Below are 15,221 nucleotides of genomic sequence, written 5' to 3'. Positions count from 1 at the left end.
GCGGAGGCAAGCAAATATGAAGCCGGAATCTCACCCGCTGCGGTCCGGAGCCGGATTTGCGTAAATCCTGCCACCATCGACCCCGATTTCGTCAAGACGCCGCCCACTCGGCCGCCTACGCTGCGCGAGAATCACTCATCCAACCTCCGCGTATGAAAATCGGTATCCCAAAAGAGATCAAACCCCAGGAACATCGAGTCGCCATGATCCCAAGCGCCGCCGGCGAACTGGTGCGCCGGGGACATCAGGTCTTCGTGGAGACCGGAGCAGGCGACGGCTCGAGCTATGGCGACGAACAGTATGGAGCCCAAGGCGTCACCGTTGCGTCCAGCGCCCAAGCCGTCTTCGAGGCCGCCGACCTGATCGTGAAGGTCAAGGAGCCCCAGGCTTCTGAGATCGCACTACTCGAGCCTCGCCACACCCTATTTACCTATCTTCACCTCGCTGCTTCCAAGCCACTGACGGAGTCGCTTCTCGCCACGGGGTGCACTGCGATCGCCTACGAGACCGTGGAGGTCAACGGACGACTCCCGCTCCTCGAGCCGATGAGTGAAATCGCAGGCCGGATGTCATCGATCGTTGGCTCCTACCACCTCGCCAAGCATGCCGGTGGCCGTGGCACCCTGCTCGGAGGAGTCCCGGGAGTGGCTCCGGGACGGGTCGTCGTCATCGGTGGCGGCACCGCCGGAGTGAACGCTGCCCGCGTCGCGACCGGAATCGGTGCCGATGTCACCATCCTCGAAGTCGACTTCGACCGCATGAGATTCCTCGACATCACCATGGATGGAGCGCGCACCGTGTATTCCAGCGAAGCCAATCTGAGCGAACTTCTCCCACGAGTGGATCTGGTCATCGGCGCGGTGCTGGTTCCCGGCGCCAAGGCGCCCAAGCTCATCACCCGCGACATGCTGCGTATCATGCCCGAGCAGAGCGTGTTCGTCGACATCGCGGTCGATCAAGGGGGGTGCGCCGAGACGACCCGACCCACGACCCACCATTCCCCGACCTACGTCGAAGAAGGGGTGACCCACTACTGCGTGGCCAATATGCCCGGCGCCTACGCTCGCACGGCCACCCAGGCGCTCAGCAACGTGACCCAGCGCTGGACCGGACTTCTGGCATCGGAAGGTGTGCACGAAGCCTGCCGCAGGCACCCGGAATTCCTCGGAGGCCTGAACTGTTTCGAAGGACAACTGACCTGCCGACCCGTGGCCGAGGCCCACGACCTCACGGCCATCAGCCCGCGAGAGGCCCTCGGGATCTAACGGCCAGCGGGCTCCCCCTCGGGAAACATCTCTCCAATCAGGGTTTCCTCCCCTTCATCCATCCAGCGTTCCAAGGCCGACCGCATCGGCGCCAGAACGTCCGGACGGGCATCAACGAGATCCTTCGTACTAGCAGGATCCGACTTCGTATGGAATAACTGGTAGTGGCGCTCTCCTCCGGCGGTGGGCGTACACACCAGCTTCCAATCCCTGGTCCGCAGGCACCTCTGCTTTGAGTCCACCAGCGGTTTGCGGAACTCGGGACGAATCACAAACTGATGGTTGAAGTCCGCATCAATCATCGTCAGGCCGTCCATCGGAGGCAGTTGGGGACGCTTCACGCCATCGACACGGAACTGGATGAAGGGAAACTGGGTCTCGCCATAAAAGGGAAGTGGCGTGGCCTGATCCGGGTCGTCCAACCACGGCTTGAGGCTTTCTCCTTCCCACGATTCGTGCACCGGAACCTCCAACAGATCGGCGATCGTCGGGGCAAGGTCGAGGGTCCTGACGGACTCCGTGAAACGAGGTGCTCCTTGACCCGGCACATCGATCGCCAGTGGCACATGGTAACTCGCATCCCCGCCCTGGAAGCTGAGGCCATGCCCCAGCGTGACACCTTCCTCATACAGGTCGTCACCATGATCCGCCGTGAGGACAATGATCGTACGATCCCGCAGGCCGTGCTTCTCCAACGCATCGAGGATCCGCTGAAAGCAGTCATCAAACTGTCGGGTGCAACCATCGTAAAGCGCCCGGATCTGCCGGGCCTCTTCCTCGGGCAATGCCGCCCACTTGTCCTCCAGATCGGTGCCTCCAATGAAGGCATCAATGTCGAAATCCACCCCGGTCGCATTCGGCCCCTTGTAGTCGGGATCGGAAAACAGGCGATTGTAAGGCTCCGCGGCTCGATACGGGAGGTGGTTGCAGGAGTAAAACACGTTCCAGAAGAACGGTTCCTCACGTGATGCCTGTTCCTCGATCATCTTCTCCACCCGACGGGTCACCACCTCGGGAGTCACGAACTGCGCGAACGACTGGATTTGGGGAAACAGTCGATAGCCAAGCTCGTTGTCAAAATACATCGGGACCACGAAGTGGGCCATGAACACCACCTGGCTCATGTAGATCTGAAAGCTGTCGAAGCTGGAGACACTGACCTTCTCAAACCCCAACGGAGTCAATTCGAAGAAGCCCGCACACCAGTCGCCTACCGCCGCGGTTTGGTAACCCTCATTGGCAAGGACTTCGGCCAAGGGGGTGGTCCGCTGCTGCATTTCCTCCACCTCCTCCCGGGTAGGAAACATCTGACGGATTCCATGCGTGTGGGGGTAGGTGGAAGTCATCGCCGAGATCCCCGACTCGAGGGTCGATCCGATCGGCGTCCGACAGAGTTCGAAAACCGCAGCTCCCTGAGCCCACTGATCGATATGGGGGGAAACGCCATCACCCGCGTCCCCGTCGGTCCGGGCGGGCCGGTAGCCAGCATAGCCCAGCTTGTCGCCACGCAAGGAGTCAGAGCCGATCACAATCACATTCATCGCCTCTCCCGTTCCGGACCCCACTGCTCCTCCACCGGATGACACTCCGATGACGCGAACTCCAAGGGTTGCGGTCACGGCCAAGGCCGCGGTCGACATGAGGATGCGTCCGAGGCGACCCGACTGACGCCACCACCACACGGTCACCCCCACCACGGTGATCCATACCGGGATCTTGAATAGCACCAGATGGATGACGGGCTTCCACGATTCGGGCGGAAGCTCCAGTACCGCGTAGTACCAAGTGCCGAAAGCAGCGTCACTGGTGAAATAGGGTCGGGAGTCGACCAGGCGGAACATGAAATAGCCGTGCAGGATGGCGCACGCCACAACGGTCATCCCGATCAACTTCCACCGGGATGACGTCGCCCACTTCGCTGCCAGCCGCGAAAGCATGGGCACCAGCACGAGCCAAGCTACGACTCCGATAATGAGGTAGGCCACGAGGACCAGAAGGTTCTGGCTGATCAGGAACCCCCGGTAGTCATCGACCGCGACCTGACTGAACTTGCTGTCCATGCCTCCCGTGCGCGTCGCGAGTCGCCACAGCGCACTCCCATAGTGAAACCCGAGAAACAGGAAGATCCCCGCTGCGATCCTCCAAGCTCCCTTCAAATGCGGTGAATCCGACGATGCCATGCGGCGGCACCCTGCCACCCCAGCACCGATGGCGCAAGCGGGGTCACTTCTCTTCCTGAATGAGCCATCGATTGCTCACCACCTCCTCGATCACCACGCCCCTCAAGGACTTCACGTTCGCCGGGACACGCAGTCGAAGCACGACCGAAACCGGCCGATATTGGTTGTCTTCGATCAGGGTCCGAATCTCCTCTTCCACCTTTCCCCTCCGCTCCACATAGCCGACCAGGAACTCATCCGAGTCCAACGCAGTCAGACGGATTGCCAACCATCGGCTCTCATCCTGAAATTCATGACTGTAGAGCCCCGCATAGTCCGGTTCGACCTGAACCCGGAACTGCAGCACACCCTCCGGCCTCTCCTCAACATACCGGTCCCAAGGCATTGGCTGATAGCAAACATCCGTCTCCCAATCCACGAACACCCCCTCGTCTCCACAGTCTTCCACCAACAGACTCTTGGCCTCGTTGCTCTTCTTCACCTCATAGCGGACGATGAAGAAGTTCCTGGCATCCAGCTCCAGAGGTTGAAAGACGAGGAGTCGACCGAAAGGCATGGGTTCAAAGTCTTCTTCCCTGTACCATCGACGCATCAGCGGCTCCACGCGGGAGCGATCTCTCACATGGGGAAGCATGCCCTCCCAGCTATCCGCATCCGCATACTGGCGGACCCGGGCTTCCACCATCTCGACCAACTCGGTCGCTTCACGAATTTCCGCTTCGTCTTCCGCCATCCGCTCGACGGATTCCTGCCGTGCCAGATCGGCAGGAACCACCTCCGGTTCGTCGGAGAACCACCCGGCGGACCACGCAACCGCGCCACCGATTGCCAGGAAAATCAGAACAAACCAACCGTAGGGCACCGGCCCCCGCGTCGAGGTTTCCTGCCAGTCGTCTTCCAGGTCCTCGCTCTCCCGGGCATCATCAATGATGACATCAATGTCCGGTTCGTGGGTCCGGCGCTCGAATTCCGCCTCCTCCGTCGCCAATCGAGTCGTCAACTCCGGCGGTGGAGCCACCTCGACACGTGCGACTTCCTCCACTTCGTTTTCACCAAGGCGCAGCACCTCCTCCGAGTGAGTCACCTCCTCGACTACCCGCAGCTTGGCTTCCTTTTCGTCCTTTCCAGAGGGCACGCTGGAGGGACGAAAACCCCATTTGCAGTTCGACGCAATCCTTCGCTTCTCCTAAAAGCCCGCACGCCGTTCTCATGCCCGTCAGGATTCTCATCGTCACAGCTGCCTTCGGTGAGGGCCACAACAGCGCCGCCCGCAATCTGGCGCTCGCTGCCGAAGAGATGGGCGCCGAATGCCGGGTGGAGGATCCCTGCATGATCGGAGCTCCCCGGAGCACCCGCTTGCTGTGCAAGGGATACCGCTACGTCACCACCCACCACCCCCGGCTCTGGCACCGCATCTATCGCTCGACCGGAGATGTCGATTTCTCCAAGCAGAGACTCCCGCTCATGCGTGGTCCGGAGCAGGAACTCGCGCGCTCGATCGACGCATTCAAGCCCGACGCCATCGTCTCGACCTACCCACTCTACCCCTACTTCCTCGAGCGGATCCTCGTAGACCGCCCACCGGTGCCCGTGATCACCGTGGTGACGGATTCCTTCGAAATCAATTCCGCCTGGCTGAACGCCCCGGCCAACGCCTGGCTGGTCACCGACGACGAGACCCGACGGCGAATGATCGAGCAATCCCTCGACCCCGGACAAGTCATCGATACGGGCTTCTGCGTTGATCCAAAGTTTTCAAGGGTTCCCGTCCTCGCCTCGGACTCCCCCGTCGATTCTTTCGACGTCCTCTACTTCGCCACACCCAAGCTTCCCCACGTGCGACGGATCTCAAAAGCGATTCTTAAAGCCTCGCCGAATACGAAGGTGACCATCGTATTGGGAAGAAACGTCCGGTTCCTTTACGAGCGGGCCAAGGAGATCAAGGATCGGTTCCCCGGTCGCGTGAGGATCAAGGGCTGGACACGCAAGGTTCCCGAGCTACTTGCCAGCCATCACCTCGTGGTCGGTAAGGCCGGAGGGGCCACCGTTCACGAAGCGATCGCCGCCCGCTGCCCGATGCTTGTCCACCACCTGGTTCCCGGCCAGGAGGAAGGGAATCTTGAACTCCTCAGGCAGATCGGGGGTGGATCCCTGGCCTCGAGCCCCGAGGCCATCCAAACCCAGATCAGTGACATGCTCAGCGAAAACGCCCAAGGCTGGCGCCGGATGAAAACGGCCCTCAACCGTCACGGACGCAATGCCGGTGGGCTCGCCGCCGCCCGCTTCATCATCGACCAGATCGGACACTCATGACTCAAAGAAAGACGTTTCTCTTCGATATCGGCAAGGTCCTGCTCGACTTCGACTTCGAAAGCTCGCTTGAGACGTTGATCCCGCCCGGAAGCGAGGATGGACCTGCGAGACTGGCTCGGGTGCTGGAACCCAAGGATGCCTTCGAGCGCGGCGATCTCCCGTTGGAGGATTACTTGAGTCACTCTCTGGACGCTCTGGGTCCTCACGTGACCGAAGCCTCATTCTTGGATGCCTGGCGTCAGGTCTTCACTCCAAATCTCCCGATGTGGAGGGTCGTCGAGGAACTCAAGCAAGCGGGTCATCGGCTTCTCCTGTTCTCGAATACCAACGCCATCCACTGCCCTTGGATGCTGGAAAACTTTGCCATCTTCGATCTCTTCGAAGGTGGCACCTATTCGTTCGAAGTCGGCTTGATGAAGCCCGAACCGGCCATTTACGAATCCGTCGTCCGCACTCACCGGCTGGACCCGGATCAAACCCTCTACATCGACGATCTCGGGGCCAACATCCAAACGGGCATCGCCCATGGATTCCACAGTCATCAGTACGACCTTAATCACCACGCCGCTTTCGAGGACTGGCTGCGTGGGGCGCTGGGCTCCTGAGGGCACACATTGTGCTGCGGATCACGCACTCCTTGGAAACCTCCAAAAAGGTAGGCCCGGCGGGACTTGAACCCACGACCAAAGGATTATGAGTCCCCTGCTCTAACCAACTGAGCTACAGGCCCGATGCATACCAACATCGTAAAACGCGAATCGGCGGCGGAGTCATACTCCTGCCGCCGACCAAATCACAAGGCCAATCAACCCGCCTGTCGGAAACCGAATCAGGCAGCGATTTCGTAGTGCTCCGCGATGTCCTGGAAGATCTTGTCGCGGCGCTCGCGAGCCTGTTCGACATCGCGGGTCTTGAGAGAAAAACGAAGACGCTCGGCGGTCGCATCCGGCTTGTGGACGGTCAGGTGACACCACCACACACCGCGGTTGTTCCACAGGTGATGATTCGGGTTATCGTGGTTGACTCGAAGGGCAAGCTTGGGCTGGCGTTTCATGCGTTTCAATGACAGGCACCCCATTGAGGAAACCTGAAATGGTTAGTTTGTGCACCCAAAAACTAATCAAAAGAGCTTTTGGACAACCGCATTCCAGCGAATTTCCGATCCCAAGCAAGCGAAATTGTCAATATGGCAGCAAGTGCTCGTTTATTCGTCAAATAACGAGGATTTCACCTCGTTCCAAGGAGCGACGATTAACCCAAGTCGAGCGCGTCAGAAAAGGCGGTTTGTAGGACCGTTGGATCCTCATTGCCACAAGAGACACGGATGAGATGCGCCGGAACGCCGCAGCCTTCGGCCCAGTCCAGCTCTTCATAGTGCGCTAGCATGACATATGGACTGACCAATGAAAATGTCGTCCCAAAGCTCGGCCCTTTCGATAAACCCAGCGCGTCATAGACTTTGGAGGTCCTGCGCGAATTCTTCAGCGTAAATGAGAGGAGACCACCATATCCCCCGCCCGGCGACTGAATGACTTCATACTTGCTCCGATTGACCACCGACGGGTGCCAAACGCGGTCGACGCTGGGGTGGTGGGTCAGCAACTCAACCAGCTGAAGCGCATTCTCATTGGGAGCCTCCATGCGGGTCGAGTAACCCTTGAGATTGGACAAGAGAACCTGGCTGTCCCCGATGTAGAGCGGATTGGTCTCCTCAGACTCCCTCGCAAGGGATGCACCCAATTCGTCCGCAAAGGGAGAATCTTCGCGAATGATCACCGCGCCTCCCATGACGTCCCCGACCCCTGAAAGCCACTTGGTTAGACTGCAAGTCACCGCATCCGCCCATGGAAGCGCTTTTACGTTGAACGGCCCGACCGACGAGTCGTCCACAATGAGAGGCACTCCTCCTTCGCGGCAGGCGGCCGACACCGCGGGCAAATCCAGCGTCCGTAACAGCGGGTTGCTTGGAACCTCCGTGAATACCGCAGCAAATTCTCCCTGCTCGATCCTCCGCAGTGCCTCCTCGAATGATTCCCCTTCCGCCTCGTTCAGGAAAACGACACCATTCCCAAACTGCTCCTGAACCTTGAGCGAGTCCACATAGGGGAATTCCAGCTGCAGCGTTTTCTTTCCCTCTGCAATGCCGGGAAGAGAGCGCATCACCCCCGTCACTGCGGCCATTCCATTGGCGAATACCTGAACCCCGGCAGGGTTCGCACCATAAATCGAAGCCAACCGTCGGCGGAGCAAATGTGACTTCGAACCCGTCTGCAGCCCACCATTGAGAAGATCCTCAGCCATCCGGCTACTCACGATCTCACCGCTGTATCGTTGATAGAGGCGAGCGGTCTCGACGGCGGATTCCGGCACGATGACCACTTGAAGTCCTTCGAAATCGGATGACCTGGCAGCCACTCGCGCCCGCCGCTCGATCCAGCGCTGGGCCTTCTGGGCCGCCCCTTTCGTCGGGAAAAGCACTGCGTGCTCCCCATCCACCTTGAGTTCCTCCTCCGCTCGGAGCGTCAAGCGGGCGAGCAAGGGGTTGCGAAAGAAGCGTGGATACCCGGCACGCAGCCGGTTGATGACTCTTCCCCGACCCTCTTCGTAGCCAACGATGGACGACCACGAGGGTAGACACACCGAGCACGCGTGGGGTGAATCCGGCAGCGGAATACCCAAATCCTTCTCAGTAGCAGCCGGTGAAGATCGAAAGTCACGCATGGACCGCCTTTGCTTGCCGTTGAAAGGATGGAGGGCGCAAGCGGCAATTTTTCGAGCAGGGGGCCATCATGCGTTTTCCACGACGAAATACTCCAATCCTGCGATCTCCTTATCCATTCCGACAGGAATGGCATTTGTATTTACAGTCGGATGACAGCGCGTATATTCACGCCAGCGAAGTAATGAAAACCTACCAAATCAAGACATTGCGAAACCAGAAGGGACAAGATCAGGGCTTTGCCTTGGTCATCACCATCAGCCTGATGGTGCTCCTGTCCCTCTTGGCCATCGGGCTTTTGAGCCTCTCGACGGTCAGTCTGCGTGCCTCGAGCCAAGGTAGCGCCATGCAGGAAGCACGAAGTAACGCGCGCCTCGGCCTCATGCTTGCCGTCGGAGAACTTCAGAAACAGCTGGGCAGCGACCAGCGAATCACCGCACCTGCCACCATCAACGACGGAGCCTCCCCCCGGCACCTGAGTGGCGTGTGGGAAAGCGCGGCACTCACCAACGAAAACCCAACCGCCAACGCCGATGATCTCTTTCTCGGCTACCTCGGTTCGGGAAATGAGTCTGACCGGACCTCCCTGCCCGGCACGGGTGATGTCACACTCGTCGGCGAGGGTTCTCTGGGCTCATCCGCTGCGCAGACTGACTTCGTCGAAGCCACCACCGTCAACATCGCCTCAAACGCAGGCAACGAACTGAGCGGTCGCTTTGCATGGGCTGGTTTTGACGAGAGCGCCAAGAGCAAGATCAACCTCGTCCGGGAGAAGCCCAGAAACATTTCGAACGCCAATCACGCCCTGATGGGAGCCGCGCCCCGGTTCGGTCTCGAGAGCCTTGCTGGCTTCGACGGATTCGACTGGTTTGGCAGCGATTTGCAGGAACGTGTCATCTCGATTTCATCGGCGGATCGCATCGATCAACTCGCCGATCTGGTCGGGCCGAAGCAGCACGATCTGACCGTGTTCAGTCAGGGATTGCTGACCGACGTCGCGAACGGCGGATTGAAGAAGGATATCAGCCGATTGGCCGACGACCTTCCGGCGGGCATGTCGACCCAACGGATTTATGAAGATCCCGAGGCCACCCGTCTGACCAACAACCCCTATTGGGGACAGCTCGCGGAGTATGCTTCCCTCTACAAGGAAACCGTTAGTGCTGGAGGTGGTTATGGCATCGAGGCTCAGGTCCCCTCCGGAGGTGGCCCGGCTTACAATCCACGTGAGCGTGCCTACAATCGGCCCCAGACCCCACGTGGTGCGCCACTCATGCCGGTGGTTTCCCGCGTCCAGCTTCAATTCTCACTGATCACGAAGGACGCCCACGGCGGATGGCCGAGCACCATTCTGAACCGGACCGGTGATTCCCGCCGTCGCTACATGTTGTACATGATCTACTCTCCGGTCGTCACACTCTACAATCCTTACAATGTGGAGTTGGAGATCGATGAGATGCGGCTCGATTTTGAAGATGTGCCGATTGGGTTCCAGTTCTACATCAATGGGCGTGCCCAGACGACCCAGCTGGCTCACTTCAACCAGCTTTACATCTACCACGACACGAACAGCCAGGTTGCCAAGGCATTCGGCCTGAACATCAAGAGCACCTACAGTGACTCCACGGCTGCGCCCATCCGACTCGCACCCGGAGAATCCCGGATCTTCGGCGAATCGGTCAGTGGTGATTCCAGCTTCGAGTCCGGGGGCATTTTCGACTGGCAGGATAATCTAACCGTCAGCGTGCCACTCGCCCCCGGCTATGCTCCCGGCATGGGATTCTGGGTCGACTGGTTGACCCCTGATGAAATGCTGACCTCTGACGATGATGGCATGGGGATCATTTCCCTGCGCTCGACCGATACCGTCGACGTCGAATTTGCCCCCATGCCTTCGCAGGCATCGGGCAACAAACTCGGTGTCGATATTTCGCTTGTCTCAGGCGGTCGGCGCACGCGGGCCGGTCGATTGGAGTTGAACTATTCCAACGAAGAAACCCTGACCGATGCGATGAGTCAGAACAAGGGGGGCGACACCGTCTTCCCTGCGCGACTGCAACGTCCCTACCGGACCACGGAGCTCTATCAGCGTCCCTCAGACAAGGTGAAGGACTACAGCCGCGTGAAACCATTCGCCATCTTCACCTTCGAAGGCAAGACCACCTTGGATTCGGCAACCCCCTCCAAGCCATGGGTCGTGGGCTCCCAGTCCTCGAACATGTGCGTCATCGACCTTGCAGACCAGAAGTTGGATCAGCACACCCACGAAATGCGGATGATCCCATGGGACCCATCGATTGCCATCGAGCACGATCCCCTTACCAACCGTACCTACTCGCATACTTCCCGCTCAAACCTGAACGGCATTCAAGCGGCACCGATGTATGAGATTCCCTCTCTGCCCCTGCAGTCGATCGCTCAGCTTCGCCACGCCCAGCTTGCACCTCAGGGTTTCATGGGAGGCAACAACTACACCGTGGGTGAATCCTTCGCCAATCCCCTCATTCCGGCCACCTCGGTGACCCACCGGAGCAATGCCGGCTACACGCTCATCGACCATCCATGGATGGCCAACTCGACCCTTTGGGACGCCTACTACTTCTCAACCATCGCCGAGCATGGTGGTGCCTCCATGGGGTCAACGCGCCAAGCAAGCCAGGTCGCCCAAGCCTTCTTCAATGGCGAGGAGAACCTGCTCAACCCCCGCCTGCTTCCTGCTTCAAAGTTGGAAGCTTCCGATGCAGCTCAGGAGGTCACCTCGGATGAAGGCTATTTGAAGTCGGCTGCCCACATGGTGGTCGATGGTCCCTTCAACGTGAACTCAACCTCCGTCGATGCATGGATCACCTTGTTGTCGTCGCTCAACAACGAAACCGTCGAATACTACGATGGAGTCGGTGGAGCGCAAAACAACGGGGATTGGGGTACGGTCGAAGATGCTGAAAACCCCTTCAGCCGGATGCGCCGCGCAACGGGCCGCCCGGTGGAGGAAAGCGCGGGTGGACTCGGTGCCCGGGAACTCCGCTGGAAGGGCTTCCGGACCCTCGCTGACGACCAGATCCGCGAGCTCGCTGAAGAAATCGTCAAGGAGGTCCGCGACCGTGGCCCATTCCTCTCGATGGCAGATTTCGTCAATCGTCGACCAGGAAGCGAGACCGATCAGGCTCTCAAGGGTGCCCTGCAGGCGGCCATTGACCGCACATCGATCAACTCCGGTTTCACCGACGATTCGGAGTCATACGGTGACAATGAAACCCGCGACTCCGGCTACGAGTTTCCTGAAGCCATGCATGGCAACAATGCCGTCGCAGCCCCCGGCTATCTCACCCAGGGCGACATCCTCTCGTCCGTCGGACAGATTCTCACGGTGCGGGCCGATACCTTCCGCGTGCGGGCCTACGGAGATGCGGTGGACAGCAATGGCAATGTAAAGGCCCGGGCATGGTGCGAGGCAATCGTGCAACGCACGGTGGATTACGTGGACGAAACGGACGCCGCAGATGAGGAACCTACCACTGAGGCCAATCAGTTGTTCGGTCGCCGCTTCGTGATCACCGGCTTCCGCTGGCTTGCTCCCGAGGAAGTTTGAGGGCCTGAACCCGCTTGCAGCCTTGCCCACCTTGGCCCACCGTCACGACATGTTCTTTCGTTCCTGTGTCACCGCCATCGTCCTTTCGTTTGGACTTCATGCTCAAGAAAACGCGTTGATTGAGGCCAGAGCCTTGTGTTTCCAGTATGTTGGCGATGTGAAATCGGTCTTCGCGCCTGGCGAGAAGAAGGACGAAATGGTGGAAGTGCCTCTCTTCACTTCCGCCATGACCGAACCGTTCAAGATGCGGGCCACCGACTCGGCGGGCGTGTTCTCGCTGCCAAACGAAGATCCGGAGGTCCCTTACAAGGCCCTGCCTGGAATCAAGCTGCCAAATTCGTCCAAGGTGCTCTTTCTGTTTCTGCCTTCGCCGACGCCGGAGAAGAGCCCGTACAGGATTGTCGCGCTGGCCGACGATACCAGGAACTTCCCCTACGGAGCCGTGCGCCTCATGAACCTCCACAGCAAGGCGGTTCGCTTCCACATGGGCGAACACAATGGCGCCAGGGCCATCGGCTTGAACCCCGGCAAATCACGCCTGGTGGATGAAATCAATCGGCTGGATGATTTCAACCGCTATCCGGTTCTTGCGGAATACGCCTCCGACAAGGGATTCGCCGGCTTCTATAACAACGCCTGGCGGTCGGTGGAAGGAAAGCGTGACCTCGTCATCGTCTACCCCGATCCAGGGAGTGGTCTCCCCCGCCTCAATCACTACGAAGATGCGGAACCAGCCGACCTGGGCCCACCTCCGGGCGAACAATAGATTTTCCGCTACCTGGATCCCTTTTCGGGGTTAGTCTCCCCATATGAAGTCGGTCTACCGATGGGTTCTCGTAATTGCCGTGCTCGCGGCAGGATCGTGGCTTGGATACCGATTGGGGAACTCGGCCACCACCCCGGTAAATTCGGCTGCTCCCCGACTCACCGAGCGGGCGACGCCCCGGCCGGAAAATGATCGTGCGTTCCGGACCAAAATCCGTGAGCGGGCGCGGGAAGGCTACAAGCCGGACCATGCGGCCATGAATGCTGGAGCCTTGACCAATCAACGCGTGCTGCGCTTCTCGGACCGGGCAAGTCTCGAGGCATTTCTCAGAAGCATTGAGGGCACGGGCGTCATCAACCTCGGTCGTATTGACTCCCTCAATCTTCTTCGGGTCGGATTTCTCAATGCCGACCAATTGGCAGGCCTACTCGGCGACGACGTCGAGCAGGAATACATCTTCCCCGCCAACATCCCGGGATCCGGCACGGTCCAGGAAGGAGCACTGGGGTTTGGAACCGGATTCCGCCAGTGGCTTGGAATTCAAGGTGACCAAGCGGGTTGGGGCGAAGGCATCAAAATCGCCGTTCTGGATACCGGAGTGGGGACCAACGACCAGTTCACAAATCGGATCATCCAGGAGCAGCTGGTTGAGCTGCCAGCCGATGCTTCGCAGCAAAATGGTCACGGCACTGCAGTCGCCTCCATCATCGCGAGTGAACTCGGATTGGCTCCCGACGCGACGATCCTCTCCTACCGCATTGCCGACGACCAAGGGTCATCGAATACCTTCGTCCTTGCTCAGGCGATCATCGAAGCCGCCGACGCCGGGGTCGACCTGATCAACATTTCATTGGGTTCCCGCAGCCATAGCCCCTCGCTCCAACAAGCGGTCGAATATGCCGCAGCAGCAGGCGTCGTCATCGTCGCGTCATCAGGGAATGACGGGTACGCTTCCGTCTCCTACCCCGCCGCCTATGATCAGGTCGTCGGAGTGGGCGCGGTCGATGCGAATGGAAGCCATCTCGATTTCTCCAACAGTGGCGAAATCAGCCTCACCGCACCCGGCCTTGCCCTCACCTCCGCGTGGATCGAAAACCAAACTGTCAGTTTCACCGGCACCTCCGCTGCCGCTCCCGTGGTTACCGGCGCCCTCGCAGCGGTCATGTCGACCCGGAATGTGACCGCCGCCTCGGCATTGGAGATTCTGACCGCTCAGGCAAACGACGGCGGAGCTCCAGGCTACGACCCTGCCTATGGCTCAGGCTACATCGATCTGGGCCGCGTCCAGCGCCAAGGTACTTCGGACTACACTGATCTGGCGGTGGCATCGAACTACTTCACCGTCGATGCCCAGCGAAACCCCATCGTCCAGGTGACGGTCCAGAACCGTGGAACCACTCAGATCATCAATGCACCCGTCACTGTGAACACGCCTTCCGGATTACAGCAGATGAACGTGACGAGCCTCCCTCCCGGAGGAGTTACCACCTTTGAGATTCCACTCCCCAACACCGGCACTGATGTGACCGTCCAATCCACGGCAAGGGTTTCAGGTGGCTCGGTCGACCAGAATGTGTCAAACAACGTTCGCGTTGATGTTCACCCTGCTGCGGAATCTCCATAGACTGCTGATCCTCGTCTCACTTGTCGCTGGGGCGACCGCAGACGACCGATGGGCTCCAAACGCAGTCGCCGGTCCGGTCAACCAACTGGACATTGCCGGCAACGCCTGTGGCCCCGCCGCCCTTCTCACATCATTCCGATGCGGTGACGAGTCGTGGACGGAAGTGGCCACCGCCATCCCCGGATCAAGCGATAAAGCCAAGCTTCTTTACATGATCCGTGCCCATGGGCTTCGCCCATCCACGAGCCTCAAGGACCGGAAACGCTGGACCCGCGAAGGCGTGAACGTCGAAGACCTCAACTCGATCGCCGGAGAGCTTTCCGCCTTGGCTGCGAAACCTTCGCCGAAGCTCGAGAGCCTTCTACTCACTGGCAGGGAATCTCCCGAGAAGCTGGTCGGCCGTGTCCACAGTCGGATGCGAAACTCCCTCAAGAACGGTTTCCCCCCGGTGATCAGCCTGCGCCGCTATGTGTTCAGGAAAGGACAGTGGCAGGCCCTTCAGACCCATTTCGTCACGATCGTCCGCGTGCCGGACAGGATCCCCCGACGCACTTCCAACTTCGATTTCACTTACTTCGACCCATGGGGCGGCAAAAAGGAAACCGGCTGGTTCCTCATTCCCACCAAGCCGCTTCTTGCCCCTCCTTCCGAATCATCTCCCTGCCTCGAGACCAACGTTCCAAAGGCAAACATCGGCAAAGCCAAGGTGCACCGCGGGGAACGGACGGCGGTGGTCCCCACCTTCCTGATCGGTCGCTGGTAGCA

The 15,221-nt window shown here is 59.5% G+C and carries 11 protein-coding genes and 1 tRNA gene; 7 read left to right on the top strand and 5 right to left on the bottom strand.

Annotated elements, in window-relative coordinates:
- Positions 1 to 152 precede the first annotated feature (152 nt).
- On the top strand, positions 153 to 1,265 hold the full coding sequence (gene ald, locus JIN81_RS03225; RefSeq protein ID WP_200276279.1) for an alanine dehydrogenase: 1,113 nt from the start codon (positions 153 to 155) through the stop codon (positions 1,263 to 1,265).
- Here ald and JIN81_RS03220 read toward each other — a convergent pair.
- Both JIN81_RS03220 and JIN81_RS03215 read right to left on the bottom strand, forming a co-directional pair.
- Complete coding sequence (locus JIN81_RS03220; RefSeq protein WP_200276277.1) at positions 1,262 to 3,445, bottom strand: sulfatase family protein; 2,184 nt, start codon at positions 3,443 to 3,445, stop codon at positions 1,262 to 1,264. The two genes, ald and JIN81_RS03220, sit on opposite strands and share 4 nt — an antisense overlap.
- 43 nt (positions 3,446 to 3,488) lie before the next feature.
- Positions 3,489 to 4,580, bottom strand: a complete 1,092-nt coding sequence (locus JIN81_RS03215; protein WP_200276275.1) for a hypothetical protein — start codon at positions 4,578 to 4,580, stop codon at positions 3,489 to 3,491.
- A 74-nt stretch (positions 4,581 to 4,654) separates the two neighbouring features.
- On the opposite strand from JIN81_RS03215, the gene JIN81_RS03210 reads away from it, so the two are divergent.
- Both JIN81_RS03210 and JIN81_RS03205 read left to right on the top strand, forming a co-directional pair.
- Positions 4,655 to 5,758 carry an MGDG synthase family glycosyltransferase gene (locus JIN81_RS03210; RefSeq protein WP_200276273.1) on the top strand — a complete coding sequence of 368 codons (1,104 nt, stop codon included), beginning with the start codon at positions 4,655 to 4,657 and terminating at the stop codon, positions 5,756 to 5,758.
- Positions 5,755 to 6,363, top strand: coding sequence for an HAD family hydrolase (locus tag JIN81_RS03205; RefSeq protein ID WP_200276271.1), 609 nt, complete (start codon positions 5,755 to 5,757; stop codon positions 6,361 to 6,363). Before JIN81_RS03210 ends, JIN81_RS03205 begins: the two co-directional genes overlap by 4 nt.
- A 51-nt stretch (positions 6,364 to 6,414) precedes the next feature.
- On the opposite strand, the gene JIN81_RS03200 is transcribed toward JIN81_RS03205, so the two are convergent.
- The 3 genes from JIN81_RS03200 to JIN81_RS03190 all read right to left on the bottom strand — a co-directional run bounded on the left by JIN81_RS03200 (position 6,415) and on the right by JIN81_RS03190 (position 8,479).
- Positions 6,415 to 6,488: transfer RNA gene (locus JIN81_RS03200), tRNA-Ile, on the bottom strand.
- Between the two features lie 99 nt (positions 6,489 to 6,587).
- Positions 6,588 to 6,812 carry a hypothetical protein gene (locus JIN81_RS03195; RefSeq protein ID WP_200276269.1) on the bottom strand — a complete coding sequence of 75 codons (225 nt, stop codon included), beginning with the start codon at positions 6,810 to 6,812 and terminating at the stop codon, positions 6,588 to 6,590.
- A gap of 197 nt (positions 6,813 to 7,009) precedes the next feature.
- Entirely contained in the window at positions 7,010 to 8,479 is a 1,470-nt protein-coding gene (locus JIN81_RS03190) for a PLP-dependent transferase (protein WP_200276267.1), read from the bottom strand.
- A 182-nt stretch (positions 8,480 to 8,661) separates the two neighbouring features.
- On the opposite strand from JIN81_RS03190, the gene JIN81_RS03185 reads away from it, so the two are divergent.
- From JIN81_RS03185 to JIN81_RS03170, 4 genes are read left to right on the top strand one after another with little or no spacing between them, the layout of a single operon-like run.
- Entirely contained in the window at positions 8,662 to 12,066 is a 3,405-nt protein-coding gene (locus tag JIN81_RS03185) for a helix-hairpin-helix domain-containing protein (protein WP_200276265.1), read from the top strand.
- Between the two features lie 49 nt (positions 12,067 to 12,115).
- Positions 12,116 to 12,832, top strand: coding sequence for a hypothetical protein (locus JIN81_RS03180; protein ID WP_200276263.1), 717 nt, complete (start codon positions 12,116 to 12,118; stop codon positions 12,830 to 12,832).
- Between the two features lie 43 nt (positions 12,833 to 12,875).
- The gene (locus tag JIN81_RS03175; RefSeq protein WP_200276261.1) at positions 12,876 to 14,456 is read left to right on the top strand and encodes a S8 family peptidase; all 1,581 of its coding nucleotides are present in this window, start codon (positions 12,876 to 12,878) and stop codon (positions 14,454 to 14,456) included.
- Positions 14,428 to 15,219 carry a hypothetical protein gene (locus JIN81_RS03170; protein ID WP_200276259.1) on the top strand — a complete coding sequence of 264 codons (792 nt, stop codon included), beginning with the start codon at positions 14,428 to 14,430 and terminating at the stop codon, positions 15,217 to 15,219. The genes JIN81_RS03175 and JIN81_RS03170 overlap by 29 nt, the downstream gene beginning before the upstream one ends.
- Positions 15,220 to 15,221 lie beyond the last annotated feature (2 nt).

The organism is Haloferula rosea (assembly GCF_016595525.1).
Classification (GTDB): Bacteria; Verrucomicrobiota; Verrucomicrobiia; order Verrucomicrobiales; family Akkermansiaceae; genus Haloferula; species Haloferula rosea.
This window is presented reverse-complemented; position numbering and strand designations above follow the sequence as displayed.

Coding starts and splice junctions, on each gene's coding strand:
- ald (WP_200276279.1), top strand. CDS start 153: ATGAAAATCGGTATCCCAAAAGAGATCAAACCCCAGGAACATCGAGTC.
- JIN81_RS03180 (WP_200276263.1), top strand. CDS start 12,116: ATGTTCTTTCGTTCCTGTGTCACCGCCATCGTCCTTTCGTTTGGACTT.
- JIN81_RS03210 (WP_200276273.1), top strand. CDS start 4,655: ATGCCCGTCAGGATTCTCATCGTCACAGCTGCCTTCGGTGAGGGCCAC.
- JIN81_RS03220 (WP_200276277.1), bottom strand. CDS start 3,445: ATGGCATCGTCGGATTCACCGCATTTGAAGGGAGCTTGGAGGATCGCA.
- JIN81_RS03205 (WP_200276271.1), top strand. CDS start 5,755: ATGACTCAAAGAAAGACGTTTCTCTTCGATATCGGCAAGGTCCTGCTC.
- JIN81_RS03170 (WP_200276259.1), top strand. CDS start 14,428: ATGTTCACCCTGCTGCGGAATCTCCATAGACTGCTGATCCTCGTCTCA.
- JIN81_RS03195 (WP_200276269.1), bottom strand. CDS start 6,812: ATGAAACGCCAGCCCAAGCTTGCCCTTCGAGTCAACCACGATAACCCG.
- JIN81_RS03185 (WP_200276265.1), top strand. CDS start 8,662: ATGAAAACCTACCAAATCAAGACATTGCGAAACCAGAAGGGACAAGAT.
- JIN81_RS03190 (WP_200276267.1), bottom strand. CDS start 8,479: ATGCGTGACTTTCGATCTTCACCGGCTGCTACTGAGAAGGATTTGGGT.
- JIN81_RS03175 (WP_200276261.1), top strand. CDS start 12,876: ATGAAGTCGGTCTACCGATGGGTTCTCGTAATTGCCGTGCTCGCGGCA.